Here is a 25,516-nt window from a genome sequence, read left to right as displayed (position 1 = left end):
GAGCGGCGAACGCACCAATGGGAGGCAAGAGTGACCAAACCGACGCTTGATCACATTATGACCGTCGCGTCGGGCTATGGGGTGTCGCGTGTTTTGCTGGCAGCAACCGGGGCTGGCCTGTTCGGTCGGTTGGCGCAAGGTGGCATGACACTGTCCGAGATCCGCGCGGTTTATAACCTGCGGGAGCGCCCGGCTATGGATATGTTGGATTTGCTCGTCTCGGTGAAGCTTCTCAACCGTACAGGCGATGGGCCGAGCGCCGTTTACAGCAATACCGACGAAACAGCGGCATATCTTGACCCCGCAAAGCCCGGATACATTGGCGGAATCCTCGAGCTTTGGGACAAGCGCAACTATCGATACTGGGATACGATCTTTGAAGCCGCGCAGACGGGCGAAGCTCAGAACGAAAGCAAATGCAAGGAAACCGGTTTCTTTGAAACGCTTTACGCCGACCCCGCGCGGCTGGAAGCCTTCATGGCGGCCATGAACGGATCGTCGCTGCATGCTTTCAAGGAATTGGCGCGCGTCTTTCCTTTTGAAAACTATCATAGCGTGACAGATATCGGTGGTGCGGACGCGCTGCTTTCGCGTCTGTTGGTCCGGGCGCACGGTCACCTGAAATGTGCTTCGTTCGATCTGCCTGAGGTCACTGCAATCGCTCAGAGACGCGTGGTGGAAGATAATCTTCAACACCGCATAACATGCGTGTCTGGCGACTTTTTCAAGGATCGTTTTCCACCTTCCGATGTGATCACCATGGGCATGATCCTGCACGATTGGGATCTGGAGCAGAAACATCACCTGATCCAAAAGGCATATGAGACGCTTCCGCCTGACGGTGCCCTTGTCGTGATTGAAGCCCTCATCGACGACGCACGGCGTGAAAACACCTATGGGTTGTTCATGTCTCTGACCATGTTGATGGAGTTCGGCGACCGCGCCTTTGATTTCAGCGCTGCGGAGTTCGAAACCTGGGCGCGAGAGGTCGGCTTCAAACGGTTTGAAACTTATTCGCTAACCGGTATCACACGCGCAGTGGTGGCGTACAAATGAACGACCAATTGTGGCGACGACAGTATGTCACCTGAACCCTGGCCCGTGCCCGTTGGCAAAAACGCGATCAATCGACCGCAGTAGTTGGTTCCTGGGAACGTGCCCTTCGAGTAAGAACTTGTAGAACAATGCCACCTCAACCAACAGCTATCGTTTTGGTGCTATCTGGCGCTTGCGGTGGCGCGCCTTTACTTCGCCGCAGCCCAGGGCCCTCGCAGGGCATCGCCTGTATTCTCACTGCGGGTTTTCCAGCCTGAAAAAAATCCGGGGCGAACAGGTTCAATGCGGCTTGGCGGGTTGACCCTAGTCCATTTGAGCCAGTTGTGCAGAAATCGCTTCTGATGTCCGAAGCGCCAAGGCCGCAATTGTCAGTGTCGGGTTGGCTGTACCGCCAGAGGGAAAAACAGCGGACCCCACGACGAAAAGGTTGGTGGTATCGAAGCTGCGCAAGTCCTCGTCCAATACGGCTGTCTTTGGATCAGTGCCCATCCGTACCGTACCCATAATGTGGCCCGCACCTCTTGCCACGGGATCATGGCCAATTTCGGACGCGCTAATCGCGCTGAAGATGTCTGTATGCGCAGCCTCGGCCGCCTTAAGCCCGGCTTCGGTGTAGGGGTCGATGCTGAAAAAGATACTGACTTCAGGCACACCGTTTTTGTCACGGCGGTCCGGATCCACGGTTACACGGTTTTCCGGGACCGGAAGTTGCTCGACCATGGAGGATATTTCGATCTGTCGCGAAGTTACGTCGAAGATTGCTTGATCCAACGCTGCGCCCCGTAACCCTTTGGCGATGAGATGCTGTACATTCGAGGCGGGCGCGTTCCTGGACCACGCCTGACCCTGATTGCCGATTTCAATCAAAAGCGCCGCGTGGTCGGTTCGAAACGCCCCATCTCTCAGAGTGTCACATGTTGAGGTGATGAGCGGACCTCGAAACGGCCACACAGGGTCTGGCGCCATGGCCCAGCTGAGTTTCACCGGATGATCCATCAGATTTCGACCGACCTGATCGGATGAGTTAGCTAGCCCGCCGGCGGCGCGCTCTTGCGCGGAATTCAGCATCAGCCTCGGCGTTTCGATGCCGTTGGCGGCGAGCACAACAATCTTTGCACGCGCTTGGCCGCCGGTCCCATCAGAACGCCGAAATTCGACCGACTTGATGATCCCGGTTTCATCAAGATGAAGCATAGTCGCCGTTGTCTCAGGGAAAAGGACCGCACCGGCAGCTTCGGCTTTGGCTACATGGACCGTCGCATCATATTTTGCCTGAATCGGACACAGAGGAATACAGGACGCACTTCCGCAACAAGCGGGCCGGTCGTCATGAGAGATTGAATTGCGCGCCTGTGGCACGGCCGAAAACTCATACCGGGTTCCTGTCAGCGCCGTAGCGACTTTCCGGTCACTGTAGGACTGTGGGATCGGGGACATAGGATACGGGGTGGAGCGCGGCGATCCGCGATTGTTGTCACTGTCGCCGGACGCCCCCAATTCGCGCTCTGCCCACCCATAGTAGGGCTCCAATGTCGCGTAACTGATCGGCCAATCTTCTCCCAAGCCATAGGTCGTGCGAAGCCTAAAGTCCTGCGGCAGAAATCTTGGTATGCTGCCCAACCAATGCCAGGTGGTACCGCCAACTGCCCTGAGATAGTCTGATTGGAAAGACTGCGGGCCGGTCTGGCGGTAAATCGTTTCCTGCCCCTCGGCGTTTTTGTAGGATGGGGCCGTGCCCGCGGGATAAGGGCTTGCCAAGTCTTTCACGGCAGCACTCAGGAATTTACTGTAGGCTTCATCGCGTTCGATACGCGGACCTGTCTCAAACATGACGACACGCAGGCCTTGTGATGCCAATTCGGACGCGGTAAGCGCCCCGGCAACGCCAGAGCCGATGACCAAAATGTCCGCTTCGATATCGACTGCAGTAGCGACGGAGCTTCTCCTTTCAGTGTGCTCAGAGAGCGGGAGCTTCGCTCCAATCTTCAACAGCGCAGAACCCGGGTGCTTTTGTATAAGACATGGCTTGCCACACCAGCGCAGTACCGTAGGTCACCGCTTCGGGATTTGAGGGATCGGGGGAAATCCCCGTGTACCACGCCGTGAGTATCCTTGCTTCAAGCTCCGGTTGCGGTTGACCCTCTGAAAGAGCATGCAGGCCCTCGCCATCCCCGATCGCCAAAAAGCCCTGCAAGAACTTCGCGGCAACATCCGGGTCCAGGTCTTCGCGCTGCAATAGCTTTTTCGATAGTACCAGAAAGCCATCGGCATCAATGCTCGGCGCAGCATGCAGGCGCAGCCCGCTCCACGAAGCCAGGGCTGCCACACCACAGATCACAAAGCCACGTCGGTCAAAGAACACCATTAAGCCTCCGTCAACCAAAGCCCAAACCATGCATCATCTCGCTCACCATACCTGCAGACTGCCCGCATAGAAAGTTTCGACGATGTACTGAAACTGTGACTCGTACGCGTCAAAGGAAATCCAGATATTCAGTATTCTCGCTCGGATGTTTGGTTTGGTCCGCAAAAGCAGTCAACGGTCAAAGCCGAGAAAGTGCACCCGCAGCGAATGCCAGCAAAGCGGGCTGCAAACTCAGCATTCGAAGACTGCGCTCAAGGTCGGCAATGGGCCGTTCATCGAAGCCAGGCAGTATGCTGTCTACAGGATCGATTTGCTGGCCAACACACCAGTCATGTACCGAAATCAATCGTCGTCCTTGATTGCTTCCGTTTCGATATTGATCGTTACTTTATCGCCGACAAGCCCGTTTGCGACTCCGTAATCCATTCCGAACTCACTGCGCAATATGGAGGTGTAGAGCGATAGTCCCAAGACCTTGCGTTTATGACCGAACGGGTATTCCGCAACTTTGTTAAGCGTCACGGTGAGTGTTATTGGCAGAGTTTGGTCCAATACCGTCAGCTCTCCGGTTACTGTGCCACTGTTGGTGTCAGTAGGATTGCCGCCATTAGCAACAAATGTGATCTCGGGATATGACGTCACATCCAGGAAGTCTCGGTTTCGAACATGATCGTCCCGTGCCTCGTTGAACGTGTTGACGGATGCCGCCTGGATCACGACCTCGACGTCGCTCAGCTCTTGTGTGTCGGTATCGTAAATGAAACTGCCCGTCACATCCGTGAACACGCCGAGGGTTTTTGCGTAGCCGATGTGATCAATCGTGAAATAGATTGCCGTGTGCGTTGGATCGAGCTCATACCGCGCCATATCGGCGTTGGCCGCTATTGCGCATGTAAAGAGTGCTGCCGAGGCTGCGATCGTTTGAGTTGCAATGCCAAACTTGCCAGAAACGGTTTTCATTCGCACAAAAGCCATAGTTCGAAGACCTCCGAGTGGTAACCAAGGTTGTGAGGAATATAGGCTGCAATCCTGCAAAGGCCGTAAAAAACATGAGCAATTCTACAATTCGTTGTGCGACATGGAACATTCATCGCGCCAAAGGATCCGATGGGCAGATCGATCCAAACCGCGTGGTTGGTGCGATCGAGGCCGAGCTGGTTCCGTTGAGATTGGACGTTTTGGCGTTACAAGAAGCAGATGAGGAATGTCGACCGCACGCCCGAATTGTTGACGTGCAAAAAATCTCCGAACTTACGAGGCTAACTTACACGCAAGAGGCGCCCACCTTGCGTTGGGGCAGTCAGAGTGATGGATTTCTGGGAAGCATCCTGTTTCTAAGTGATAGATTTCAGCGTACCCATGCAGATGTAATCGATCTACCGGGCCATTGCCACCGGGGTGCCTTGTCGGTTGAAGCGCTGGTCGATGGGTTTTGGTTGCGCATCATGACGATGCATCTGTCCCTATCGCAACCGCTTCGCGTTATCCAAATGCGCATCATCGGGCAGTACCTACATCGTCGTCCAACGATGCAAACACTCATGCTGGGCGATTTCAATGAATGGCGGCCTTGGGGTGGTTTGATGTTTCATCGACGGATCGTAGGAACAGCCTTTCAGGGACCTACCCGAGCCAGTTTTCCAAGCCGCGCACCTTTCTTACCTCTGGACAGAATCTTGACGGATATGCCCGGCACGGTTTCAGAGGTTAAGGCACTAAGATCAGAGGTTTTGATGCGCGCTTCGGATCACTTGCCTTTGACTGGCACAGTTAAGCTTGGAAAAACAGATTGAGCGGTTGTTTGCCCGTAAGCCTACCAGAAAGCCGTTGGCGTGCTAATTTGCTCTATAGATCAAATGGGTGACATGCATGTCTGGAGGCGACTTTTACAACGCGGCACGGCCTGTTGAGGTAGAACCTCCAGTTGCCAACATGTGCTTGGCTAGCGCAGTAATTGCTCTTGCACTGGCAGTTTTTTCATTCTTGGCGTTTGGTTCGGCACTGGCCCCTTTGGTCGTTTTTGGGGTGTCCGTTGGGTTGCTGGTATTCTGCCTGCGACAAACCTACCCGTATGAAGTGTTGGGTCTGTGTAATCATGTAACACTGACCCGCCTTGCAATGGCTGCATTTTTAGCTGGGACCCTGATGGCGCAGAACGCGAATCCTTGGCTGGTGTTTATGGTGGCAACAGTCGCATTCGCTTTGGATGGCGTAGACGGCTGGTTGGCACGGCGGTCGGGACTGACCTCCCGCTTTGGGGCGAGGTTCGATATGGAAACGGACGCCTTGCTAGGCGCCATCCTCTCTGTGTGGCTGTTGGTGTCAGGGACAACCGGTCCGGAAATTCTGGTTCTGGGCTTCATGCGCTATACGTTTTGCGCTGCAGGTTTGGTCCTGCCTGCATTGCGGGCTGACTTACCCGAGGCGTTCCGTCGAAAGGCTATTTGCGTGGTTCAAATTGGTGCGTTGGTCACGCTCCTCTTTCCGTTGACGCCAGCAATCGCAATTTTGCCGATATCGTTTACGGCCGCGATACTTCTCGGGTGGTCGTTCTTCGTGGACATCAAATGGCTTCTTGGACGCGCTGAATGAAGCAAATATTTTTCTTCGCCTTGGGGGCTCTGGCTGTGTTTGCCGTCCTCGCTCTGCCGAACCATCCGAACGCTTTTGGCTGGGGGGCGTTGATGCGCTGGCCGCTGGAGTTGCCCGTTATCCTGCTTTTGATCATAGCGTTGGGCCATCGTCTAATCGTCATACACGCGGTCGCGCTGGCGTTGTTAGTTGTCATAGTCTGGAAGCTCGCCGATTACGCGATGTTCAGTGCTTATGACCGACCATTCAATCCGGTCGTCGACATGTCCTTGATCGCCGCTGGGTTCTCGTTCGCCCGCGGTAGCCTTGGGTTGGTCGCATTTGTCCTTGCTGTGTCCTTTGCCGTTTTACTCCTGACATTGTTTTATATTTTACTGTTCCGGGGCCTTGCTGCTTGGGCGACACTCGGACGAAATGCGAAGACAGGTGTCGGGGCAGCTTTGATCGGCATCGGCTGTGCAGGATGGGCCGTCGCGGACGCGGGCCATCACCTCAAGTACTGGACGTTTGGAAACAGCCCGCCGGGAACCACCTGGACCTCTCGCTTAGCAGTAAATCGCGTTGAGCAAATACAGAGAACAACCAAGGACTTGGCCGAGTTTCGCAAGGCCGCGGAATCGGATGCCTATGCCAATCAGTCCGGACTGTTGAACGAGCTTGATGGGCGAGACGTGATCCTGATCTGGATTGAAAGCTACGGGCGCGCGAGTTTCGACAACCCGCTTTATGCGCCAACGCATGTTGCGACGCTGCAGGCAGCCGAGGAGGCGATCGCCGGTTCGGGACTTACCATTAAGAGCGGTTGGCTGACCTCGCCAACGACGGGTGGACAAAGCTGGTTGGCGCATGGGGCCTTGGGTTCTGGCTTGTGGACCGCAGATAACGGGCGCTATCAGGCAATGATCGACAGTGGACGAAAGTGGCTGTTCCACATCGCTCAGGAGGCCGGGTATCGGACAGCCGCTGTCATGCCTGCAATCACCAAGCACTGGCCCGAAAGCCAGGCGATGGGATTTGACCTTGTTTTGGACGCTGCTCAAATCCCCTATGCGGGTGAGAGTTTTCGCTGGGTCACGATGCCCGACCAATTCACCTTGGCTGCGTATCCTGAGCTTTTACTGCCGGACCCGAGGTCTGACTTTGTCCAGATCGCGCTGATCTCGTCACACGCCCCTTGGACGCCGATCGCTGACGTGATCCCGTGGCAGGATGTGGGAGACGGCACCGTCTTTAACGAGATGGCCGCGCGCGGACCGGCACCCGAAGTGTTGTGGAAAGACCGCAATGCAGTGCGTGACGCGTATCGCAGATCGTTGGACTATGTTTTGCGGGTGGTCTTTTCCCATATTGTCCAACTTGCCGACGATGCACCACTGGTCATAGTTGCAGGGGACCATCAGGCCGCCGGATTTGTATCAGGCAGCAACAATAGGGACGTACCCGTTCATATGATCGGACCTCTGCAAGTCTTGGAGAAGATCGACCATTGGCGCTGGACAGATGGGCTTATCCCCACACCCGACGCACCCGTTCGCCGAATGGACAGTTTTCGTAATGACTTCGTCGCGGCGTTCTCTGACGAGGCTTCGACGGCCATGGTGTCGCAATGAACCGGTATTGGGTCAGGTTAGGCGTATCGATCACCGTGATTATCGCGCTGTTTTGGTGGATGGATGCGGCGCGTGTCGCTGCCCATCTGCGGATGCTCAGCCTGGAATGGGTCGGGCTTTCGATCCTTGCGACAACCGGCGCTACCTTCTCGATGGCGTATCGATGGCAACTTACAGCACGCGCGCTGGAAGTCCGTTTTGATTACTCCTTTGCCTTTCGCGAATATTATATCGCGCAACTGGTGAATATGGTTCTACCCGGCGGCATTCCGGGGGATGTGACCCGTGCTGTTCGGGCGCGGAAGAAAGCCGACCTCAAACGCTCAGCTCAATCGGTTTTGGCTGAACGCCTGTTGGGGCAAGTCGCGATCATGGTCGCTCTTTTTCTGGGCGTGAGTGCATCGCTGATGTGGCCCGGCGGCTTTGATCACCCTGTGCTGAGCATGACAGTTCTTGCTGTGTTGCTATCCGCCCTAATCGTGGTGAGCATTGCATCTTTTGTACTTCCATCCATGGGGAAGCTCGTTGTCTTTTTGGTCAGGCTACAACGCCAAACGGTTTTTATTCTGCTGGGCCTAGTCAGCACTGCATGTCTGATACTGGGATTTTATGCATCAGCAAGGGCCGTAGGGGTTGTCATACCGCCAGGGGGTGTGTTGATCGTCATTCCACTAGGTTTGACCGCAATGCTGATCCCCATGTCGATTGGAGGTTGGGGTTGGAGAGAAGGGGCCGCTGCTGCTCTGTTTCCAACGATCGGGGCGTCATCCAGCGCGGGTGTTGCTTCGGGTGTCACTTACGGTGCCGCCATCCTGATCGCCTCGCTACCGGCAGCTGCAATTCTGCTATGGCCCAGACCGATTGAACCACATCTATCAACAGAGAAAAGAAATTCATCATGACACAACCAGCCCATCTTACGCGCCGTTTCTTTCTTCAAACCGGAGCAGCCGGTTTTGCCGCTTCTGCATCCGGGTTGCCTGCGTTAGCAGCCAATCTGCAACCTGTGAACTTCCAGTTGTCCTGGCTTCACTCCGTGCAGTTCGGTGGAAGCTACATTGCGAAAAACAAAGGCTATTGGTCCGAACAGGGTTTGGATATTTCGCTTTTGCAAGGCGGTCCTAACGCGCCTGTAGAACCACCCGTGGTTTCGGGAACCGCATTGGTTGGAATATCCGCCGCCGATTACACCGCCGCCGCTGTGACGCAAGGTGCGCCGTTCAGAATCATCGCCGTTGCAATGCAAAAGAACCCATTCGCGATTGCATCTCTTGCGACCAACCCGGTGAACGAGCCTGCTGACCTGATTGGCAAGAAGATTGGCATGGCAGTTGCGAATACGCCCGTCTTGCAAGCCCTATGCACCTTGAACGGGATAGACATTGATCAAATCGAAATTGTCCCGACCCAATATGACCCGGCCCCGCTTGTCAGTGGCCAGGTGGATTGCCTGCTGTCCTGGGAAACGGATTTGCCCGTTGCGATGACCGTACAGGGTGTCGACAACACCACCATGCTTATGGCCGATTACGGTTATGCCGTGCATTCACAAACCTATATTGCCACCGAAGACTCCCTTGCTCAAAGGCGAGCAGAGCTGGTGTCATTGCTGAAAGGCGAAGTCATGGGGTGGAATGACTATCACAAGGACACCGACGCTGCAGCAGAGTTGACGGTGGAGATGTTCCCAGATGCAGGTCTGGATCTCGCCGCGCAAAAACTGCAAGCTGCGCGGCAAGTGCCTCTGATGTTCTCGGACCTGACGGCCGAGTTCGGGTTCGGGTGGTTCACCGAGGAAACCGTGGCGGCCAATGTGGAAACACTCGCGCTGTTAGGTCGAACTGTCACTCCTGACCTCTGGGACAGGTCGCTGCTGGAAGAGGTGTATGGCTGACCCGAGGGTTGACGCGTGAGCACGGCCAGAATTTCCTGCTCCGACATCCGAAAGAGTTTTGACCGCACAGAGGCGGTGTCTGAGCTTTCGATTGACTTTTTGTCCGGACAGACGACGGCGTTGGTTGGCCCGTCCGGCTGCGGGAAATCCACCATTCTAAGAATGATTGCTGGATTGGAAACACCCGATACTGGGCGCATTGCAATTGGCCTGGAAACACCAAAGCAGGTCGCCCGTCGCGGGGGGCTTGCCATGGCGTTTCAAGACGCATCGCTGCTTCCATGGCGAACTGTGCGATCCAATATCGCATTGGGTGCGGAACTTGCCCGCAAACCGGTGGATCGCGTGGATGACCTGATCGATCTTGTCGGGCTGGGCGGGTTTGCCGGCTATCGGCCTGCGGAACTATCAGGTGGTATGCGCCAACGCGCTGCAATAGCGCGCAGCCTGATTTCAGAGCCAGAAGTCCTGCTGTTGGATGAACCTTTCGGGGCCGTGGATGCCATCACGCGCCGCCGTTTGAACCGGGACCTACCCCCGTTGTGGCGTCAGCGCCAAACGACAACACTTCTTGTTACGCATTCGGTTGAAGAGGCGGTTTTGCTATCGGATCGCGTGATTGTGCTGTCACCTCGGCCTGCGCGCATTTTGGCCGATATCCAAGTCGATTTTCACCGAGACAGCACCGTTTCCGCTGCAACTTCACCAGAGGTGCGGGCTTTTACTACACAAGTTCTGGCTGCGCTGGAAGAGGCTGAGTAGGTGGCACCGGGACGCACAACGCTGGGTGTTTTGCTTACGCTTCTTGTTTGGGAAGGCTTGGCGCGCGTTCAGCCAAACAGCGTGCTGATCAGCGGACCATTTGATATCGTCGCGTATATTACTGATCATTCTGGCCTGCTGTTCAGGGCTGCGACCGAAACGACAATGAACGCTGCGCTCGGGTTCATTTGGGGGAACCTTGCGGCGGTGGTCTTGGCCTGTTTCGTGATCTTGGTGCCAAAGTCGGAGAGGATCGTCTCTGCGCTCGCCCTGGTATTGTTCTGCATCCCTCTGATTGCGAGCGGCCCGATTTTAAGGGTCCTGTTTGGGCCCGGAGCAGGGCCGCAAATCGCGTTGGCGGCTTTGGCTGTTTACTACACCACATTCCTCGCCGTGGCCGTGGGCCTTCGAGCGATCTCTCAAAGCTGGACAGATTTGATGACCGTGTACGGCAGGGGCCGCTTGTCGACGCTATTCGTAGTGCGATTCAGAGCCAGCTTGCCTTATCTGTTTGTGGGATTGCAAATCGCTGCCCCAGCAGCCTTTCTGGGTGCGATGATTGGAGAATTCACAGGCGCAGAGCGAGGATTGGGTGTCTTAACCTTGAGGGCCATACGCGGTCTTCAAACGGATGCGACCTGGGCGTTGGCGGTTATTTCTGCGTCTCTCGCTATGCTCGGGTACGGATTCGTTGGATTAATCAAAAGTAAACTGACACCACATGCACCAACAATCCTGTTATCGACGCCCAGTCTTGGTCGAAAGCGCGCGCTTTCTGGTCAAGTACTTGGTGTTGTTTTTCTCGCTGTTCTAGTTTTGGTTCTGTGGCAGGGATTGATGGATTTGTTCAACCTGAATTCGTTCTTTGCAAAGCGGCCAGCAGACATTTGGAACTTCGTTTCCGACACCACAAACCTAGACACCTTGCTGACTGCGCTTGGCGAAACCCTAGCTTATGCGATCCCCGGCTATCTAGCCGGCTTGTCACTTGGAGCTGGACTATCCATGGTGTTAACGCTTTGGCCGCCCGTGGCGCGGGCGATTATGCCAACGGCCATCACGTTGCGCGCCGTGCCGATCATAACAACCGCGCCATTGCTGGTTCTAGCATTTGGGCGCGGCTTTGCTGGGACCGTTGCAATTGTTGCTGTCATGGTTTTCTTCCCCACTCTCGTTGCCTGCCTGCAGGGTCTACGACAGACCCCAACGCAAATCGTGGATCTTTTCGAAAGCTACGGTGCCAGTCGGTCAAAGCTGCTGCGATCCGCCCGGATCCCCGCCATGTTGCCCGCTTTGTTCGCGTCTGCCCGCATGGCAGTGCCTGCCTCCCTATTGGCTGTCACAACTGCAGAATGGTTGGCGACCGGGCGTGGCATAGGTGTTTTGATGGCGCTGACCGCGAGTACGTCCGATTACAACATGCTGTGGTCCTGCGTTGTACTTTTGTGTCTTGCAGCCGTTGCCGCATACTCAGGGGTTGCATGGTGTGAAAAACAGGTTTTGAGCATTTATGCGAGCGAGCAAGTGATATGACAAAGGCCATTTTTGCAATTCCAGGTGACAAAGACCAGCGCACCGGCGGATTCATCTACGAAGCCACCGTTTTGCGGGTTCTAAACGAAATTGGTTGCAAGACCGAACATCTGCAACTGCCGGGCCGCTTCCCCAACCCAACGCGGGACGATATGGCAGCGGCGCTGAGAGCCCTGCGTGCTGTACCGGAAACACGCCCGATTATTCTTGATGGGTTGGTATTCGGTGCTATCGATCCAGAGGGTTTGGAGGGGGTGAGTGCCCCAATCATAGCGATGATCCACCACCCACTTGGCCTGGAAACCGGTTTGCAGACAGAACGGGCAGAATTCCTACTCAAAAACGAAGCGGCAGCGCTCCGATACGCCGCCCATGTTGTCGTTCCCAGTCCAGAAACTGTGCGCGTGCTGGTCACCCGATTCGACGCAAACCCGGATTTGATAACCATTGCCTCGCCGGGTTTTGACCGTCCGGTTGTCCGCAAACAGCCAAAGCGCCCTCCTTTGATTTTGTCGGTTGGCCTGTTGGCCCGGCGAAAAGGGCATGACACTCTTCTAAGCGCGCTTGCGACAATCAAGGACTTGGAATGGCAGGCCGTTATCGTTGGTAAGGAACATGACCAAACCACAGCGATTGAACTTTACTCTCAGTCAAAGGCCCTCGGTCTAACCGAGCGCGTGACATTCACCGGAGAGTTGGACCAAGCCCCGTTGAACGGTTTGTTCAACTCGGCGACCCTTTTTGCGCTGGCAACCCGATACGAAGGTTATGGTATGGTTCTCAGCGAAGCGATGATGTTCGGGCTTCCAATCGTGTCCTGCGATGTAGGCGCTGTGCCGGAAACAGTGGGCGAAGCAGGGATTCTGTCGCCACCTGATGACGCTCTGGCGTTCGGGGCTAATCTGCGTTTGCTTCTCGAAGACCAAGGCACGCAAGCCCGTTTGGGAAGGTTGTCAGAGCAAAAATCAATGTCTCTACCGTCGTGGCGCGAAACGGGTGGGAAATTCGCCTCTGTGATCAAATCACTCGTCGAGAAGACCAATTGAAAGAACTTTTTAGCAAGAGCGCCGCGAATAGGTATTTCGAGGATTGGCTTTTTTGGCAGGTCAATCATGCAAAATTTAAATAGAATAATGAAATACTTGCTCCAAACCCCAACTGCCAGAGCAATCCTCATGGCACTCTTCGTAATTATTGTTGTGAGAGTATGCAGCTATGACAGTTATGAAACGGCTGAATATCAGGTGCCTGATAAAGAGTATTGGGGTGCGGCGACTCTCTTCAGTTTGAACGCAATTGAACCACGTGGAAATTTTTATTTTTCTTCCCTAACCTTCCCTAAAGGGAGCCTTCGGTAAAGCGTCGACTCACGGTCGAATTTGGAGTTTCAACTCGGTTAATATGTCACCATGCCAAAGGTGACGACAAAATCGGAAGCTCTTGCAACTCAGATCATTGCTGCATTTGACGGCCTAGATCCACCTACTGATGATGAACTTCTTCACCCCGAATGTATGGATGACGTGGATATTCTTGAATTCTACGGCGGGGTCAAATGGCTTGAGATGACCGATCCAATGATCGTATATGGATACGCGGCACCCACTGCTTTCAGCGCAAAGGCATTTCAGTATTACTTGCCCGCGTATCTGCTATGGACTCTGCGAAATTCAGACAGCCCGGAATATGCAAGTGAGAGCATTCTTCTGGCACTCGATCCCGGCACATCGAAAGAAATGCTGCACGAGTTCCGGAAGTCCAAGTTCAACCAATTGACGCGGGCACAGAACGAGGCCGTGTCAAAGTTTCTGTACCATTTCAGCGATCATCCTGAGCTTGGTGAATATGCGGAAGCCGCTTTGGTTAACCACTGGATTGAATAGAGCGCGTGGGCACAGGGTCGATGATTTTTACCTGTTTGATTGGGCTCTTCGCAGCATTTTTTGTCAAAATCGGTTTGCTGTTTTTTGGAGACTGAGAATGAGCAATGGCAGCGACTGATTGGTGGATTTAGTGCGTTGTCACTTGGCGTTTTGCAATCTCGATGGTAGCAAATGGTTTGCTTGGAGGCCGGAAAAGAATTCGGTTTTCGATTATCCGTCGCTCCAACCAGCCGCATTTGTTCTTTATGCGAGCCATTGAAATGCCTTGATGACAATCTGCCAGCGCCCTTGGTCCTTCAGCAAAGTAAGCGTGTCGCAGAACCTTCGTTGTCCCCATTGGTCGTGGACAACCGCGACCGCGGTTGCGCCGGACACATTCAATGATCTTATTTCCCAGTCCGGAACTGGACCCTCGGGATCGGGAGCAACATCTGCACAGAAATCCGCGAACCCCTCTGCGCTATCCCACTGAAGTTCGCCATCGATTAGCCCTGACGACACAAATCTCGGATGGAATGCCTCCATTAGAAGTGCCTTTTCACCTCGATTGAAGCCGGTCACATACATGTCGATTACGGCCCGGATGTTCTCTTCATCATTGCCCATTTTCGCGTCTCATCGGCGTTTAGCAGCGACGCTGTGGTGCGGTCACAGCGCTTGATTGCCATCAAGCTACGGTATCGCATCCTGCCGCCGTTACCAACATCGGCCCCGGTCCGCATCGCGGTAGTTTCTTGCAACACGTCTAGTGTCTACATTGAGAACAAAGCTGCCATGTCCCACATATGCCCGGTTGGAAAACACAGTCTAAATTCTGGTTTGGCGGCACTCTGCCGCTGAACCGCGAAAGTTCGCTTACTGTCCAATTCTCGGGAAGCCCCGAGGTGTCATGACGTTTTCACGGTGATCTCGAGGGGTCCAAATACGTGTTAGGCTGGGGCGAAATGGTTTGAGTTTCGCGTTTGGGCAGAATCGCGGATAATGCCGGGATGCGTAGCACAAAAACCATCCACATTGTTTCTTGCCACGCCGAAGGCGAAGTTGGCGACGTTATCGTTGGTGGGGTCGCACCCCCACCCGGTGACACGCTGTGGGAGCAGCGGACTTGGATTGCGCGCGACAGAAACCTTCGCAACTTCGTTCTGAACGAACCGCGAGGTGGGGTGTTTCGCCATGTGAACCTGCTTGTTCCGCCCAAGAACCCCGAAGCGCAGGCCGCCTGGATCATCATGGAACCTGAAGACACGCCTCCGATGTCAGGTTCAAACTCGGTCTGCGTATCGACCGTACTTCTGGACATGGGGATCATCCCGATGCAGGAGCCCGAGACGCACATTGTTCTCGAAGCCCCCGGTGGGCTTGTTCGGGTTCGCGCCGAATGTGCCGGCGGAAAAGCCGAGCGCATTCATGTCCAGAATGTGCCGGCGTTCGCGGCTGAGCAAGGGATTAAGCTGGACGTGCCCGGTCAGGGCGAAGTTCTTGTGGATACCGCCTACGGTGGCGACAGCTTTGTCATTGTCGACGCGGGCAAGCTCGGTATCGAGTTCGAACCGGATGAAGCGCGCAAGCTAGCGGAACTGGGCGTGAAAATCACCAACGCCTTCAACGCAAAGCATCGGTTCACTCACCCTGAGAACCCGGAATGGACCCATGTCTCATTTTGTCTCTTTGCCGGCCCACTTACTGAGGGTGAGGGCGGTTTGAGGGCGTCGTCTGCCGTCGCCATTCAGCCCGGCAAAATTGACCGATCCCCAACGGGCACATCTGTCTGCGCGCGGATGGCGTTGTTCCAAAATCGCGGACAGATGGGTGTTGGCGATACCTTTGAAGCACACTCACTGATCGGGTCCTCATTCACAGGCAAGATCGTCTCGGAAACTATGGTTGGCGATACCCGGGCAATTGTCCCAGAATTCTCTGGACGCGGGTGGATCACGGGGGTCCATCAGCACATGCTTGATCCAACCGATCCTTGGCCTGAAGGGTATCGACTAAGCGATACCTGGCCCAAGTATTGACGGTTCAGAGCGCGTCGTAGTCCGGCAATCGATCCTTCAGGAAAGTGTAGTCGTCCCGCGCACGCAGCAGTTCTTCCTTGGCCATCGTGATGACGCGAAACTCCTCAGCGGTTTCCGCGAATTTGATCGGTTGCGTGTTCTCATCCATCCAAGGAAGACAGAAAATCGAGTTTCCCCAGGTCAGCCCGGCCCGGTTCAGAGACAAAAAGAAGATCTGGTTTTCCATGGCCCGCGCCGCCGCAAAATTGTGCCAGGTCTCAAAGCTTTCGTCACGATAATACGCCCCACAGTGTAAGATGAGATCGACGTCGCGCTTCAGCGTCAAAGTGCGGGATAGTTCAGGGATGCGAATGTCGTAACAGATAATCGGAGAAACTGTTAAATTTTTAATATTAAACGTGAATATGTGATCACCCGCCGAGAAAAACTCCTTCTCCATCGACGCTCCGTATTGGCAAAGATGAAGTTTGTCATAGTGACCAACCAGCGTTCCATCAGGGGCGACGACAGCAATCGAGATATAGTTGCCTCCTGCGCCTTTGCGGGGAAAGCTATATGACACATGGACGTCGAACTCGATGGCAACGGCCCGCCAAGTCTCAAACGATTTCCCGTCCAACGTTTCTGCGATCTCATCAAGCCGGTCGAAAGCCTCGCGTGAGTAATCTATGCTGGAAAGCTCTGGCAGAACTACCAAGTCGACGTTTCGCTGACTGAGTTGCGTTCGGACTTTTGCAGCGGACGCCGAGAGATGCTTGTCGCGTTCCTTGACACTAAGGGTCGCAGGTATTTCAATCTGGCAAGCCAGCAGAGAAAGGCTTTTGGTTGCGGTCATTTGGTTACCCTTTGTGCGGAGATCTGATCTGACATCCGAGATTTAACCGCGCTCTGCAAGTGGAACGCTTTCCATCCGGTCTTTGAATATTTCGAGAATTGCCTGCTCTGCCCGGTTCAGCCGAGTGTTCTTGTGTTGGACCAGGTTGATATCGATTGCTAACGTGTTTTCGTAGGGCGGCAGACGCCACAGCTGACCGCGCTCCACAAACCGCTGCGCCACATGGACCGGAAGCGGTCCAAAGCCGAGACCCGCGCCGATCATTCTTTGCGCCTCGCCTAGGTCGGTCGTGTATCCAATCACATTTTTGTCCAGCTTATGCCGGGCCCGCAGCAGGGCAACTGGGCGCAATGCATCCCAAAGCTGATCCGTTCGGAACGACACTGAGGTGTGGTCGCGCAAGTCTTGCAGCGTTAGGTTGCTTAGCCCAAACAATGGATGGCTCGGGCCGCAATAGAAACCAAAGTAAGACCGATACAGCACCTCGTGATGCAGGTTCGGATGGGCTTCGTGCACCAGACAGACGCCAAGCGTGGCAGATTTTTCCAGCACTGCCTGCCGAACTGCTTTGCTGGACATCACTTCTATATCAAAGCTGACTTCCGGGAACTGGTGATGAAAATCAGTCAGAATCTGGTCAAAGAACGCGTTCTCAATCTTGCTGAGCAGCGCGAGCTTGACGGTGCCAGTGACTATATCCTCTGTGCCCTGAGCGCTTTGAATTGCACGTGCCATGTTGCCGAACATATCCACACAATCCTGGTACAAGGCCCGCCCAGCGGGAGTGACGCGGAAATGAGATGGGCTGCGGTCGATCAATTCAGTTCCCAACTGCGTCTCTAGCCGCTTTAATGCCTGACTGACCGAAGGTTGTCGCCGCATTAGCCGCGTTGCCGCCAGTGTGATGCTGCCTTCCTGCACGACGAAGACAAATGTGCGCAGTAGGTTCCAATCCAACTCGCGGATCAGCTTCTCTTGTTCAGTGACTTCACTCATTGATTTCACCAATAGCCAAGATAGAAACTATCTATTTGCTCTATAATGGTTTCAAACACAAGGTAGGGCAGAGAGAGCCATCACGTTATCCACGAGAGAAGACCTTGAAGAAATCGAACCTGTTTTATCAGAGTCGTACACGCCGCCCCGAGGTGGAGCGCGCAGAAGGCATCTATGTTTGGGGTAAGAACGGCCAGCGGTATATCGATGGGTCCTCCGGCGCGATGGTCAGTAACATCGGTCATTCGAATCCGAACGTCCTGGCGGCCATGAAAGCGCAGATGGACAGCGCTACTTTCGCCTATCGTCTGCATTTTGAGAATGCTCCGGCAGAGGAACTAGCAACGGAAATTGCCGACCGCACTCCTGACGGGCTTAACAAGGTGTTCTTTGTGTCTGGTGGGTCGGAGGCCGTCGAGTCTTGTGTGAAATTCGCCCGTCAATGGGCTGTTTCCTCGGGGCAGGAAGACCGCTGGAAAGTCATCTCGCGGTTTCCCTCATATCACGGTTCAACCTTGGGCGCGTTGGCGATCACGGGCTATGGCCCACTGACCGACGCATTCGCACCTCTCTACAAAGATATGCCCAAAATCCCCGCCCCCCGGTGCTACTTGGATCGGGACAACCTGACGGATCATGACCAAGGGCTCAAATATGCCGAGATGCTGCGGGACGAGATTATAACACAAGGGCCCGACACTGTTCTGGCCTTTGTAATGGAGCCTGTCGGAGGCGCATCGACCGGTGCCTTGGTTGCGCCCAACAGCTACTATGGTCGGGTTCGCGAAATCTGCGATGAATTCGGGGTCTTGCTTATCATGGACGAGGTTATGTCGGGTGTCGGTCGAACGGGCGCGTTTCTGGCATCCGATCACTGGAACATTCGGCCAGACCTCGTGGCCCTATCGAAAGGGTTCGGCGCAGGCTACGCCCCGCTGGGCGCGATGATTTCCGATGAGGGCATGGTCGATACCGTTCTGAATTCTGGCGGCTTTGCCCACGGCCACACCTATGCGGGCAACCCATTGGCATGCAGCGCCGGTCTTGCCGTTCTCTCCGAGATCGACAGGTTGGACCTGATAATCAACGCTCGCGTTATGGGCGACATTTTGAAGACTGGGCTTCACGACCTGATGAAGCGCTTCTCCTTCATCGGCGACGTTCGGGGCAAGGGCTTGCTGACGGCCTTCGAACTTGTCGCCGATCGCGACACGATGGACCCATTGCCCAAGGACCTCAACGCGCATGAACGATTCGTCGAGATATGCTATGAGCGCAGCTTAATCACCTACTCGCGCCGCAGCCGTGGCGGCATAGACGGCGACCATTTCCTGGTCTGTCCGCCGATGATCGTGACGAAGCCGCAGATTGATGAAATCCTCAACATTCTCGACGACAGCCTGATGGTTTTCGCGCGGGAGAACAGGTTGGAGAGCTGATTATGGCGAAAAAAATCATTCTTACGTGCGCGATAACCGGATCGATCCACACGCCGAGCATGAGCCCCTACCTGCCCGTAACGCCGGTCGAAATCGCCACATCAGCAATTGAGGCTGCGGAAGCTGGCGCGTCAGTTCTACACTTGCATGCGCGTGATCCAGAAACGGGACGCCCAAGCGCTGACATCAATGTGTTTCGGCAATTTCTGCCACGGATCACGAATGCCACTGATGCCGTCATTAACCTGACTACTGGTGGCAGTTCTCAAATGACCGTGGAGCAGCGCCTGTCGGCCCCGGCCGAACTGTCGCCGGAAATGTGCTCGCTTAACATGGGGTCAGTTAACTTCGGGCTTTTCCCGATGAAAGAACGCTTTTCAGACTGGAAGCACGACTGGGAAGAGCAGTTCCTGGAAAAAACACGTGACACCGTGTTCAAGAACACCTTTCGTGACATCGAAGCCGTTTTTCGTATGATTGGTGATGCCTGTGGTACGCGGTTCGAATGCGAATGTTACGACATCGGTCATCTGCAGACGGTGGCGTTCTACCTGCGGCAAAAACGCCTTGTGCCTCCGATCTTCCTGCAATTCGTTCTAGGCGTTCTGGGCGGCGTCGACGCCAGCCCCCACAGCTTAATGTTCATGAAAGAAACCGCCGATCGCCTTTTGGGCGAAACGTATCAATTTTCAACCCTCGCTGCTGGTCGCCAGCAGATGGGCTTGGGCACAATGAGCGTCGTCCTGGGCGGCCACGTGCGAGTCGGCCTTGAAGACAGTTTGTTGATCCGACGTGGTGAGCTTGCCACAAGCAATGCACAACAAGTCACAAAAATCCGCAGAGTTCTGGAAGAACTCGGCTATGAAATCGCAAACCCGGATGAGACACGCGAAATGCTGAATCTCAAAGGTGCGGACAAGGTTGGGTTCTGAACGATGAAGGTTTTTTCCGCACATGACCACCAATCTCAACACAATCCCAGCGGCTTTCTCGTCAACGGGATCATGCAGCCAAACCCCGAAATGCCCGAGCGCTTGGAACGGCTGCTGGCGGGAATAGCGTCTGGCAGTCACGAGCTTCTCGCGCCAGTCGATCACGGCTTAGGTCCGATTGCCGCTGTCCACACTCCGGCCTATCTGAAATTCCTCTCGACCTCCTACATGCGCTGGAAACGAGTGCCGGAGGCGACGCCGGAGATATTCCCGAACATCCACCCTGACCGCCGGGACGCAAGCTATCCCATGTCGGTTGTCGCGCAGGCAGGGTTTCACGTCACTGATATGTCTTGCCCTATCGGTGAGCATACATGGGAAGCCGCCCGCTGGTCGGCAAATTGTGCAATTTCGGCGACCAAAGCGGTAGTTGACGGCGACAGCATGGCTTATGCGCTTTGCCGCCCACCAGGGCATCATTGCTTTGCTGATCTGGCAGGTGGGTTCTGTTACCTCAACAACAGCGCTATTGCGGCACAACAATTGCGCAGCACCTATGATCGGGTCGCCATCATAGACGTCGACCTGCACCACGGAAACGGAACCCAGGGCATTTTTTATGCGCGCGATGACGTTTTTACTCTGTCGGTACACGCTGATCCGACGCGCTTTTATCCTTTCTTCTGGGGGTACGCCCACGAAGTCGGCGAAGGTTTTGGGCATGGATACAACCTAAACGTCCCCCTCGCTCGTGGCACTGCGGACGACGGCTTCCTGAAGGCCTTGCGCGATGGTTTGGTGCACGTCCAGAACTTCGCGCCGGGCGCCATCGTGATCGCCCTGGGACTGGACGCATTCGAAGGCGATCCCTTCGGGGGCCTCAAAGTTTCGACACCGGGGTTCGCCGAAATGGCGAAGATTCTGGCCACCCTCGACCTCCCGACCGTGATCGTCCAAGAAGGTGGATACCTGTGCGATGAACTTAGTGACAATCTCCATGCCTTTCTATCGGGTTTCGAAGAAGGCACGGCATGACCCAGGAGATTACCTCAGCGATCCGCCGCGTTCCCGAAGCCTGGATCGACTACAACGGTCACATGAACCTTGCTTACTATGTATTGGCCTTTGACGAGGCTTTGGATGTCATGCTGGATGACGAACTGGGCGTCGGCGCCACCTATGCAAAGACTTACAACGCAGGTCCCTTCGCGCTGCAAAACCACGTCCACTATCTGGATGAGCTTGTAGCAGGCGAAGAGTTCTTTTGTCGTTTCCTGCTGCTTGATGCAGACGCCAAACGCTTGCACGTTGCGGGCAAGATGATCCGCCCAAGGGACGACAAGACCGTCTGTGTGATGGAACAAGTCCTGATCAATGTTGATCACAACACCCGCAAGTCAACGCCTTATCCGGCAGAGGTTCAAACCCGTATTTCTGAGCTTTTGGCAAATCACGAACCTATCGCCCGCCCGGTCCAGATCGGGCGTCCAATTGGATTGAGAAGGCAATGAAACGCTTTGCCAATATACTTTCGCCCAAAGGTTGTGGCCCAAAATGGCCGGCCAAAACAACCTAAAGGAATGTGGATCATGCCCGGCCTAGGAAAGTCCGTAAATCAATTTGCGCTGCCGGATTTGTTCGCTTAGCGTACGCAGATGCCACTCGAATTGCCGCGGTTACTGAACTTAGAAATTGGCAACTAACTATAAACTGGGAGAGAAGTTAATGATGCTTTCAAATATTACCAAGGGCCTGATGGTCGTTACGCTGAGCGCCCTGATGTCAACCGCCGCGTTTGCGGACGACATGAAGCTACGTTTTGCTGGTGTGTTCCCGATCGATCATCAGGGCACAAAAATGATGGAACAGGTTGCTGCAGATGTTGCTGCGGCAAACGTTGGCCTGACCATTGAAGTGTTCCCGGCGAACCAGCTCGGTTCCGGTGAGGCCCTGTTCGAAGACGTTGCCCGCGGCAACATCGATCTGGCTGCTGCCTTTATCTATGCCGACACCGATCCGCGCCTGGAGTTCCTGTCGATGCCGTTCCTCGTGGGTGGCTGGGACGACATGAACAACATCATGCGCAACATGGATTCTGAATATAACAAGATCCTGCAAGAGATCACCGACGAGTATGGCGTTCGCGTGATGGCTCAGAACCCCGAAGGTTTCGTAGGCATTGTGGCCACGCAAGAGCCGACCAACTGGGCCAACTTCGACGACAAAGGCATGAACATCCGTGTATGGTCGTCGCCTGCGGTTAAGTCGATGGTTGAAGCGCTTGGTTATCAGGCTACCACAATGGCTTGGGGCGATATTTTCCCAGCAATCCAGTCCGGTATCGTTGATGGGGCGATTTGTTGCACCAAGACGGCGACTTACTCGATCTTTGCACAGTCGGACGTTGGTACTCACTTCGTCGAGTACAACTCGATTTCAGAATTGACGACGTTCTACGCGTCGCAGCGTACACTTGATAAGCTCAACGATGAACAGCGCAACGCACTTCAGGCAGCGATGACAAAAGCGTCCGATGACTTCTTCCAGTACAACCGCGACAACGATGCGGCCTTCGGGGACAAGCTTGTTGAAAAAGGCTATACCATCCTCAGCCTGAATGACGAACAGCAAGCCGCTATGGCAAAGCACATCCAGGAAAACATCTGGCCGATGATGGCCAAGAACGTTGGTCAGGACGTGATTGACCGTCTGCTAGCGGCCAAGAACTGATAAGCGAAAGATGAATAGGGCCGGCAGGGTTGCTGGCCCTTTTTCTGATTCCTGACAAGAAAACTTAGAATAACGGGGGCGATGTATATGTCGGAAGGCTTAGACGGGACACCTAAGATCGTTGGCGATGAAGATGCCGACAAGCCACAGAAAATCACCGACGAGCTACCGCCAGTCATCGGGTATCCGATGAAGCTAATTGCGCTGATATGCCGACAGATTGTGATGTTCTGCGGCTTCCTGATGGCATTCACTTTCGGCGCAGTCGTGGTGATCAGATACGGCTTCGGCGGCGACTTGTTTGCCTATGAGGAATGGCTTCTGGCATTCTCGATCATCGGCTTTTTTGCTGGCGCTGTGTTGGCCTCTGCGCGTAACCTGCACATCAACGCCGATATTCTTGGTATCGTTATCCACGACCCCAAGCTGATCTGGTGGCGCGGGCTAATCGTGCTGCTGGTCGAACTGATCGTCATCCTGTTCCTTTTCTACGCCTGTTATATCTCGCTGGTGGACGATTTTTCGTTCCCGCGGCTACGCTCTACGCCTGTGTTGCGCATTCCATTTGTCACCTGGCGTATCGCAATCATGTGCGCCTTCGGCTTCATGGCCATGTTCACTGCCGCTTACCTTTACGTTCACATCCGCAAAGGTCTCGGTCTTCCCTTGCGCTCTGAGACGATGAAAGGAGCCGCAAAATGATCATCGGCGGAAGTCTTCTTATTGTATGTTTCATGCTGCTTCTCGGCGTCAGCGTATATGTGGCGTTCGGGGCGGTTCTGATCTTCATCGCGATAGTGGGTGATCAATCCATCACGGGTTACCTGCCAACGGGTTCAACCGGTATCAGATCACTGGTCCTACTTGCTATCCCGCTCTTCATGATTGCCGGCGGTATAATGGAGAAAGGCAAGATCGCAGCACCTCTTGTCGCTTTGGCTGAGATGTTCATTGGTCATATCAAAGGTGGATTGAACGCCGCGTCGGTGTTTGCCTGCGGCGTCTTCGGATCGATCTCGGGCAGCGCGAACGCGACATTGACCTGCATCGGTGGCATCATGATGCCACACCTTAGACAGGCCAACTATCCGCGCGGACAATCGGCGGCACTGATTGTGTCGGCAGCACCGCTGGGCCTGTTGATCCCACCCAGTTCCTCGCACATCCTTTATGGTTGGGTCGCACAACAGCACGTTCTCAAGTGCTTCCTGTCGACGGTCATTCCGGCGATCATCCTGATTTCGCTGTTGGTCATCACCAACCAGTTCATGCTGCGTAAGTACGACAACATCCAGCTAAAGTCGAAACCCGATCCGTTCATGCCCGCACTGCTGGGTCAGGGCCGTTTGGCCGGACCCGCGCTGATGATGCCTATCATCATACTTGGTGGCATTTATGGTGGCATCATGACCCCGACTGAGGCCGCTGGTATCGCTGTTGTTTATGCGATCCCGGTTGCGATCTACTTCTATAAGGGTCTGACCTGGAGAACTCTGGCCCAGACCATCCAAACGTCAGGCGTGACGATTGGCGTGGTTATGGTAATGATTTTTATGGTTCTGATAGTGTCGGACAACCTGATCTCGCAGGGTGCGCCTCAATTGGCCAAAGACCTGGTCTATTCGGTCTCGGACAATCCGATCGTGATCCTGTTGATGATCAACGTGGTGATGATCCTGATCGGTATGCTGATGGACGACATCTCGGGTCTGCTGCTGGCAACGCCGATCCTTCTGCCGATTGCACAAAGCGTCGGTGTCGATCCGATCCATTTTGCCGCGATCATCGGCGTCAACCTCGGCATGGCCAATATTACACCGCCGACAGCGCCTTTGTTGTATCTGGGTGCTCAGGTCTGCGATGCACCGGTGTCCAGTATGCTTTGGCCGACACTGGTCTTCATCACTTTCGCCTGGCTGCCAACGCTGATGCTGACCACTTTCGTACCAGAACTGGCTCTTTTCCTCCCGGACTTGTTGCTTAGCAGGTAGCCTGGCAATCCTCAGAGAACTAAAGGCGCCTGAAGATCGGGCGCCTTTTCATTTTCTAGCTTGAACGTGTCCACTTTCTGTTGCCGCTCAACCCGCTCTGAATTCAAAAGTAGTAGCCTTCTTTCGGCGAACTACAGGACATAAATCCAAGAATGCAGAGCAACAAATGAACCGGTTGCCGCAACCATTGCTGCGATTCCCAGAGCGTCTTTTGAAACGTTTTTCATTGTCCTGATCCTTTACAGGTATTGCAGATACGAAAGGCACATAGACAACGGATCGAGGTGTGAGTACCATCTATCCTTGCATATGCGACTTGCAAGGAATGCATATCATAAGGAAACTCAGGCCTACGCTTTATCAAACTTCAGCCCCCGCTGCGAAAGCCTTACAAAAAATCGCAAAGTACGGTCGTCAACGAAACCAAAACCATTGAGAATGACCAGAAAGATCTGCGGGAGAAAAACTCCATGTAGGCGCATACTCCGTTTCTTCTGTCGTCAAAATTAGCATACGGATGACAAGATCCGGCGCAAGAATATGTCCGCTTTGTACGCACTCCGGAAGTTGTTGTCGTCTGAGCTGGCTCAATGTTCCACCGAAACCGTCAGATGATTGCTGTGAGCCCAATGCGGAGAATGGATTTCGGCACTTCGGGCAGAAAACGGTCATTCGCAAAATTCAATTGAAACGGCAACAATACGCGGCTTGCCATTGGTCGTTCAAGTAAAGAGCAGATGTGAGTGTGCCCTGGTTTCCGCAATGATCTCAATGGCAAATGACGCTGGTGTCGGCCAGTTGGGATGCAAGATTGCTTCAACAATATCTGCATCAGCTACAAACTGCGCGTTGTGTTTCGCAGCAAGATGGCGCATGTGGT

General features: G+C 54.5%; 24 protein-coding genes. 18 read left to right on the top strand and 6 right to left on the bottom strand.

Features of this window, described 5'->3' with window-relative positions; genetic code table 11:
* The first annotated feature begins 57 nt into the window (after positions 1–57).
* Positions 58–1,056, top strand: coding sequence for a methyltransferase (locus ACR0EZ_RS20580; RefSeq protein WP_480616595.1), 999 nt, complete (start codon positions 58–60; stop codon positions 1,054–1,056).
* Positions 1,057–1,359: 303 nt separating this feature from the next.
* On the opposite strand, the gene ACR0EZ_RS20575 is transcribed toward ACR0EZ_RS20580, so the two are convergent.
* The 3 genes from ACR0EZ_RS20575 to ACR0EZ_RS20565 all read right to left on the bottom strand — a co-directional run bounded on the left by ACR0EZ_RS20575 (position 1,360) and on the right by ACR0EZ_RS20565 (position 4,381).
* Positions 1,360–3,045, bottom strand: coding sequence for a GMC family oxidoreductase (locus tag ACR0EZ_RS20575; protein WP_480616557.1), 1,686 nt, complete (start codon positions 3,043–3,045; stop codon positions 1,360–1,362).
* Entirely contained in the window at positions 3,014–3,421 is a 408-nt protein-coding gene (locus ACR0EZ_RS20570) for a sugar dehydrogenase complex small subunit (protein ID WP_480616556.1), read from the bottom strand. The genes ACR0EZ_RS20575 and ACR0EZ_RS20570 overlap by 32 nt, the downstream gene beginning before the upstream one ends.
* Before the next feature lie 342 nt (positions 3,422–3,763).
* Entirely contained in the window at positions 3,764–4,381 is a 618-nt protein-coding gene (locus ACR0EZ_RS20565) for a YceI family protein (protein WP_480616555.1), read from the bottom strand.
* An 89-nt stretch (positions 4,382–4,470) separates the two neighbouring features.
* Between ACR0EZ_RS20565 and ACR0EZ_RS20560 the strand changes: the two genes are divergently transcribed.
* The 9 genes from ACR0EZ_RS20560 (at position 4,471) to ACR0EZ_RS20520 (ending at position 13,695) form a co-directional block, all read left to right on the top strand.
* Positions 4,471–5,214 (top strand): endonuclease/exonuclease/phosphatase family protein, encoded by a 744-nt coding sequence (locus tag ACR0EZ_RS20560; protein WP_480616554.1) that lies wholly within the window; start codon positions 4,471–4,473, stop codon positions 5,212–5,214.
* A gap of 76 nt (positions 5,215–5,290) precedes the next feature.
* Positions 5,291–6,013, top strand: coding sequence for a CDP-alcohol phosphatidyltransferase family protein (locus ACR0EZ_RS20555; protein WP_480616553.1), 723 nt, complete (start codon positions 5,291–5,293; stop codon positions 6,011–6,013).
* The gene (locus ACR0EZ_RS20550; RefSeq protein WP_480616552.1) at positions 6,010–7,623 is read left to right on the top strand and encodes a sulfatase-like hydrolase/transferase; all 1,614 of its coding nucleotides are present in this window, start codon (positions 6,010–6,012) and stop codon (positions 7,621–7,623) included. Before ACR0EZ_RS20555 ends, ACR0EZ_RS20550 begins: the two co-directional genes overlap by 4 nt.
* The gene (locus tag ACR0EZ_RS20545; RefSeq protein ID WP_480616551.1) at positions 7,620–8,525 is read left to right on the top strand and encodes a lysylphosphatidylglycerol synthase transmembrane domain-containing protein; all 906 of its coding nucleotides are present in this window, start codon (positions 7,620–7,622) and stop codon (positions 8,523–8,525) included. Before ACR0EZ_RS20550 ends, ACR0EZ_RS20545 begins: the two co-directional genes overlap by 4 nt.
* Positions 8,522–9,517, top strand: a complete 996-nt coding sequence (locus ACR0EZ_RS20540; protein ID WP_480616550.1) for an ABC transporter substrate-binding protein — start codon at positions 8,522–8,524, stop codon at positions 9,515–9,517. Before ACR0EZ_RS20545 ends, ACR0EZ_RS20540 begins: the two co-directional genes overlap by 4 nt.
* A gap of 15 nt (positions 9,518–9,532) precedes the next feature.
* Positions 9,533–10,279, top strand: a complete 747-nt coding sequence (locus tag ACR0EZ_RS20535) for an ABC transporter ATP-binding protein (protein ID WP_480616549.1) — start codon at positions 9,533–9,535, stop codon at positions 10,277–10,279.
* Positions 10,280–11,812: an ABC transporter permease gene (locus ACR0EZ_RS20530; RefSeq protein WP_480616548.1), complete on the top strand. Its 1,533-nt coding sequence runs from the start codon at positions 10,280–10,282 to the stop codon at positions 11,810–11,812.
* Positions 11,809–12,858: a glycosyltransferase family 4 protein gene (locus ACR0EZ_RS20525; protein ID WP_480616547.1), complete on the top strand. Its 1,050-nt coding sequence runs from the start codon at positions 11,809–11,811 to the stop codon at positions 12,856–12,858. The genes ACR0EZ_RS20530 and ACR0EZ_RS20525 overlap by 4 nt, the downstream gene beginning before the upstream one ends.
* A gap of 363 nt (positions 12,859–13,221) precedes the next feature.
* A complete protein-coding gene (locus ACR0EZ_RS20520; protein ID WP_480616546.1) occupies positions 13,222–13,695 on the top strand; it encodes a DUF6714 family protein in 474 nt (157 codons plus the stop codon).
* A gap of 243 nt (positions 13,696–13,938) precedes the next feature.
* On the opposite strand, the gene ACR0EZ_RS20515 is transcribed toward ACR0EZ_RS20520, so the two are convergent.
* Complete coding sequence (locus ACR0EZ_RS20515) at positions 13,939–14,301, bottom strand: nuclear transport factor 2 family protein (RefSeq protein WP_480616545.1); 363 nt, start codon at positions 14,299–14,301, stop codon at positions 13,939–13,941.
* A 383-nt stretch (positions 14,302–14,684) separates the two neighbouring features.
* Between ACR0EZ_RS20515 and ACR0EZ_RS20510 the strand changes: the two genes are divergently transcribed.
* On the top strand, positions 14,685–15,713 hold the full coding sequence (locus ACR0EZ_RS20510) for a trans-3-hydroxy-L-proline dehydratase (RefSeq protein ID WP_480616544.1): 1,029 nt from the start codon (positions 14,685–14,687) through the stop codon (positions 15,711–15,713).
* A 4-nt stretch (positions 15,714–15,717) separates the two neighbouring features.
* Here ACR0EZ_RS20510 and ACR0EZ_RS20505 read toward each other — a convergent pair whose 3' ends face one another.
* A complete protein-coding gene (locus ACR0EZ_RS20505) occupies positions 15,718–16,548 on the bottom strand; it encodes a carbon-nitrogen hydrolase family protein (RefSeq protein WP_480616543.1) in 831 nt (276 codons plus the stop codon).
* Between the two features lie 42 nt (positions 16,549–16,590).
* Entirely contained in the window at positions 16,591–17,544 is a 954-nt protein-coding gene (locus ACR0EZ_RS20500) for a LysR family transcriptional regulator (RefSeq protein ID WP_480616542.1), read from the bottom strand.
* Here ACR0EZ_RS20500 and ACR0EZ_RS20495 point away from each other — a divergent pair.
* From ACR0EZ_RS20495 to ACR0EZ_RS20465, 7 genes are all read left to right on the top strand, one after another.
* The gene (locus ACR0EZ_RS20495; RefSeq protein WP_480616541.1) at positions 17,544–18,983 is read left to right on the top strand and encodes an aminotransferase family protein; all 1,440 of its coding nucleotides are present in this window, start codon (positions 17,544–17,546) and stop codon (positions 18,981–18,983) included. The genes ACR0EZ_RS20500 and ACR0EZ_RS20495 overlap by 1 nt on opposite strands.
* A 2-nt stretch (positions 18,984–18,985) precedes the next feature.
* Positions 18,986–19,915, top strand: coding sequence for a 3,5-dioxohexanoate:acetyl-CoA acetone transferase (gene kce / locus ACR0EZ_RS20490; protein ID WP_480616540.1), 930 nt, complete (start codon positions 18,986–18,988; stop codon positions 19,913–19,915).
* Between the two features lie 3 nt (positions 19,916–19,918).
* Positions 19,919–20,950, top strand: coding sequence for a histone deacetylase family protein (locus ACR0EZ_RS20485; protein WP_480616539.1), 1,032 nt, complete (start codon positions 19,919–19,921; stop codon positions 20,948–20,950).
* Entirely contained in the window at positions 20,947–21,426 is a 480-nt protein-coding gene (locus ACR0EZ_RS20480) for a thioesterase family protein (RefSeq protein WP_480616538.1), read from the top strand. Before ACR0EZ_RS20485 ends, ACR0EZ_RS20480 begins: the two co-directional genes overlap by 4 nt.
* A gap of 217 nt (positions 21,427–21,643) precedes the next feature.
* Entirely contained in the window at positions 21,644–22,645 is a 1,002-nt protein-coding gene (dctP, locus tag ACR0EZ_RS20475) for a TRAP transporter substrate-binding protein DctP (RefSeq protein ID WP_480616594.1), read from the top strand.
* Between the two features lie 87 nt (positions 22,646–22,732).
* Positions 22,733–23,347, top strand: a complete 615-nt coding sequence (locus ACR0EZ_RS20470; RefSeq protein ID WP_480616537.1) for a TRAP transporter small permease — start codon at positions 22,733–22,735, stop codon at positions 23,345–23,347.
* Positions 23,344–24,636, top strand: coding sequence for a TRAP transporter large permease (locus ACR0EZ_RS20465; RefSeq protein WP_480616536.1), 1,293 nt, complete (start codon positions 23,344–23,346; stop codon positions 24,634–24,636). Before ACR0EZ_RS20470 ends, ACR0EZ_RS20465 begins: the two co-directional genes overlap by 4 nt.
* The last annotated feature ends 880 nt before the right edge of the window (positions 24,637–25,516 follow it).

The organism is Ruegeria sp. AK4, assembly GCF_056541025.1.
This window is presented reverse-complemented; position numbering and strand designations above follow the sequence as displayed.

Coding starts and splice junctions, on each gene's coding strand:
- ACR0EZ_RS20480 (WP_480616538.1), top strand. CDS start 20,947: ATGACCCAGGAGATTACCTCAGCGATCCGCCGCGTTCCCGAAGCCTGG.
- dctP (WP_480616594.1), top strand. CDS start 21,644: ATGCTTTCAAATATTACCAAGGGCCTGATGGTCGTTACGCTGAGCGCC.
- ACR0EZ_RS20570 (WP_480616556.1), bottom strand. CDS start 3,421: ATGGTGTTCTTTGACCGACGTGGCTTTGTGATCTGTGGTGTGGCAGCC.
- ACR0EZ_RS20540 (WP_480616550.1), top strand. CDS start 8,522: ATGACACAACCAGCCCATCTTACGCGCCGTTTCTTTCTTCAAACCGGA.
- ACR0EZ_RS20525 (WP_480616547.1), top strand. CDS start 11,809: ATGACAAAGGCCATTTTTGCAATTCCAGGTGACAAAGACCAGCGCACC.
- ACR0EZ_RS20465 (WP_480616536.1), top strand. CDS start 23,344: ATGATCATCGGCGGAAGTCTTCTTATTGTATGTTTCATGCTGCTTCTC.
- ACR0EZ_RS20520 (WP_480616546.1), top strand. CDS start 13,222: ATGCCAAAGGTGACGACAAAATCGGAAGCTCTTGCAACTCAGATCATT.
- ACR0EZ_RS20545 (WP_480616551.1), top strand. CDS start 7,620: ATGAACCGGTATTGGGTCAGGTTAGGCGTATCGATCACCGTGATTATC.
- ACR0EZ_RS20500 (WP_480616542.1), bottom strand. CDS start 17,544: ATGAGTGAAGTCACTGAACAAGAGAAGCTGATCCGCGAGTTGGATTGG.
- ACR0EZ_RS20470 (WP_480616537.1), top strand. CDS start 22,733: ATGTCGGAAGGCTTAGACGGGACACCTAAGATCGTTGGCGATGAAGAT.
- ACR0EZ_RS20560 (WP_480616554.1), top strand. CDS start 4,471: ATGAGCAATTCTACAATTCGTTGTGCGACATGGAACATTCATCGCGCC.
- ACR0EZ_RS20515 (WP_480616545.1), bottom strand. CDS start 14,301: ATGGGCAATGATGAAGAGAACATCCGGGCCGTAATCGACATGTATGTG.
- ACR0EZ_RS20505 (WP_480616543.1), bottom strand. CDS start 16,548: ATGACCGCAACCAAAAGCCTTTCTCTGCTGGCTTGCCAGATTGAAATA.
- ACR0EZ_RS20550 (WP_480616552.1), top strand. CDS start 6,010: ATGAAGCAAATATTTTTCTTCGCCTTGGGGGCTCTGGCTGTGTTTGCC.
- ACR0EZ_RS20555 (WP_480616553.1), top strand. CDS start 5,291: ATGTCTGGAGGCGACTTTTACAACGCGGCACGGCCTGTTGAGGTAGAA.
- ACR0EZ_RS20565 (WP_480616555.1), bottom strand. CDS start 4,381: ATGAAAACCGTTTCTGGCAAGTTTGGCATTGCAACTCAAACGATCGCA.
- ACR0EZ_RS20580 (WP_480616595.1), top strand. CDS start 58: ATGACCGTCGCGTCGGGCTATGGGGTGTCGCGTGTTTTGCTGGCAGCA.
- ACR0EZ_RS20485 (WP_480616539.1), top strand. CDS start 19,919: ATGAAGGTTTTTTCCGCACATGACCACCAATCTCAACACAATCCCAGC.
- kce (WP_480616540.1), top strand. CDS start 18,986: ATGGCGAAAAAAATCATTCTTACGTGCGCGATAACCGGATCGATCCAC.
- ACR0EZ_RS20510 (WP_480616544.1), top strand. CDS start 14,685: ATGCGTAGCACAAAAACCATCCACATTGTTTCTTGCCACGCCGAAGGC.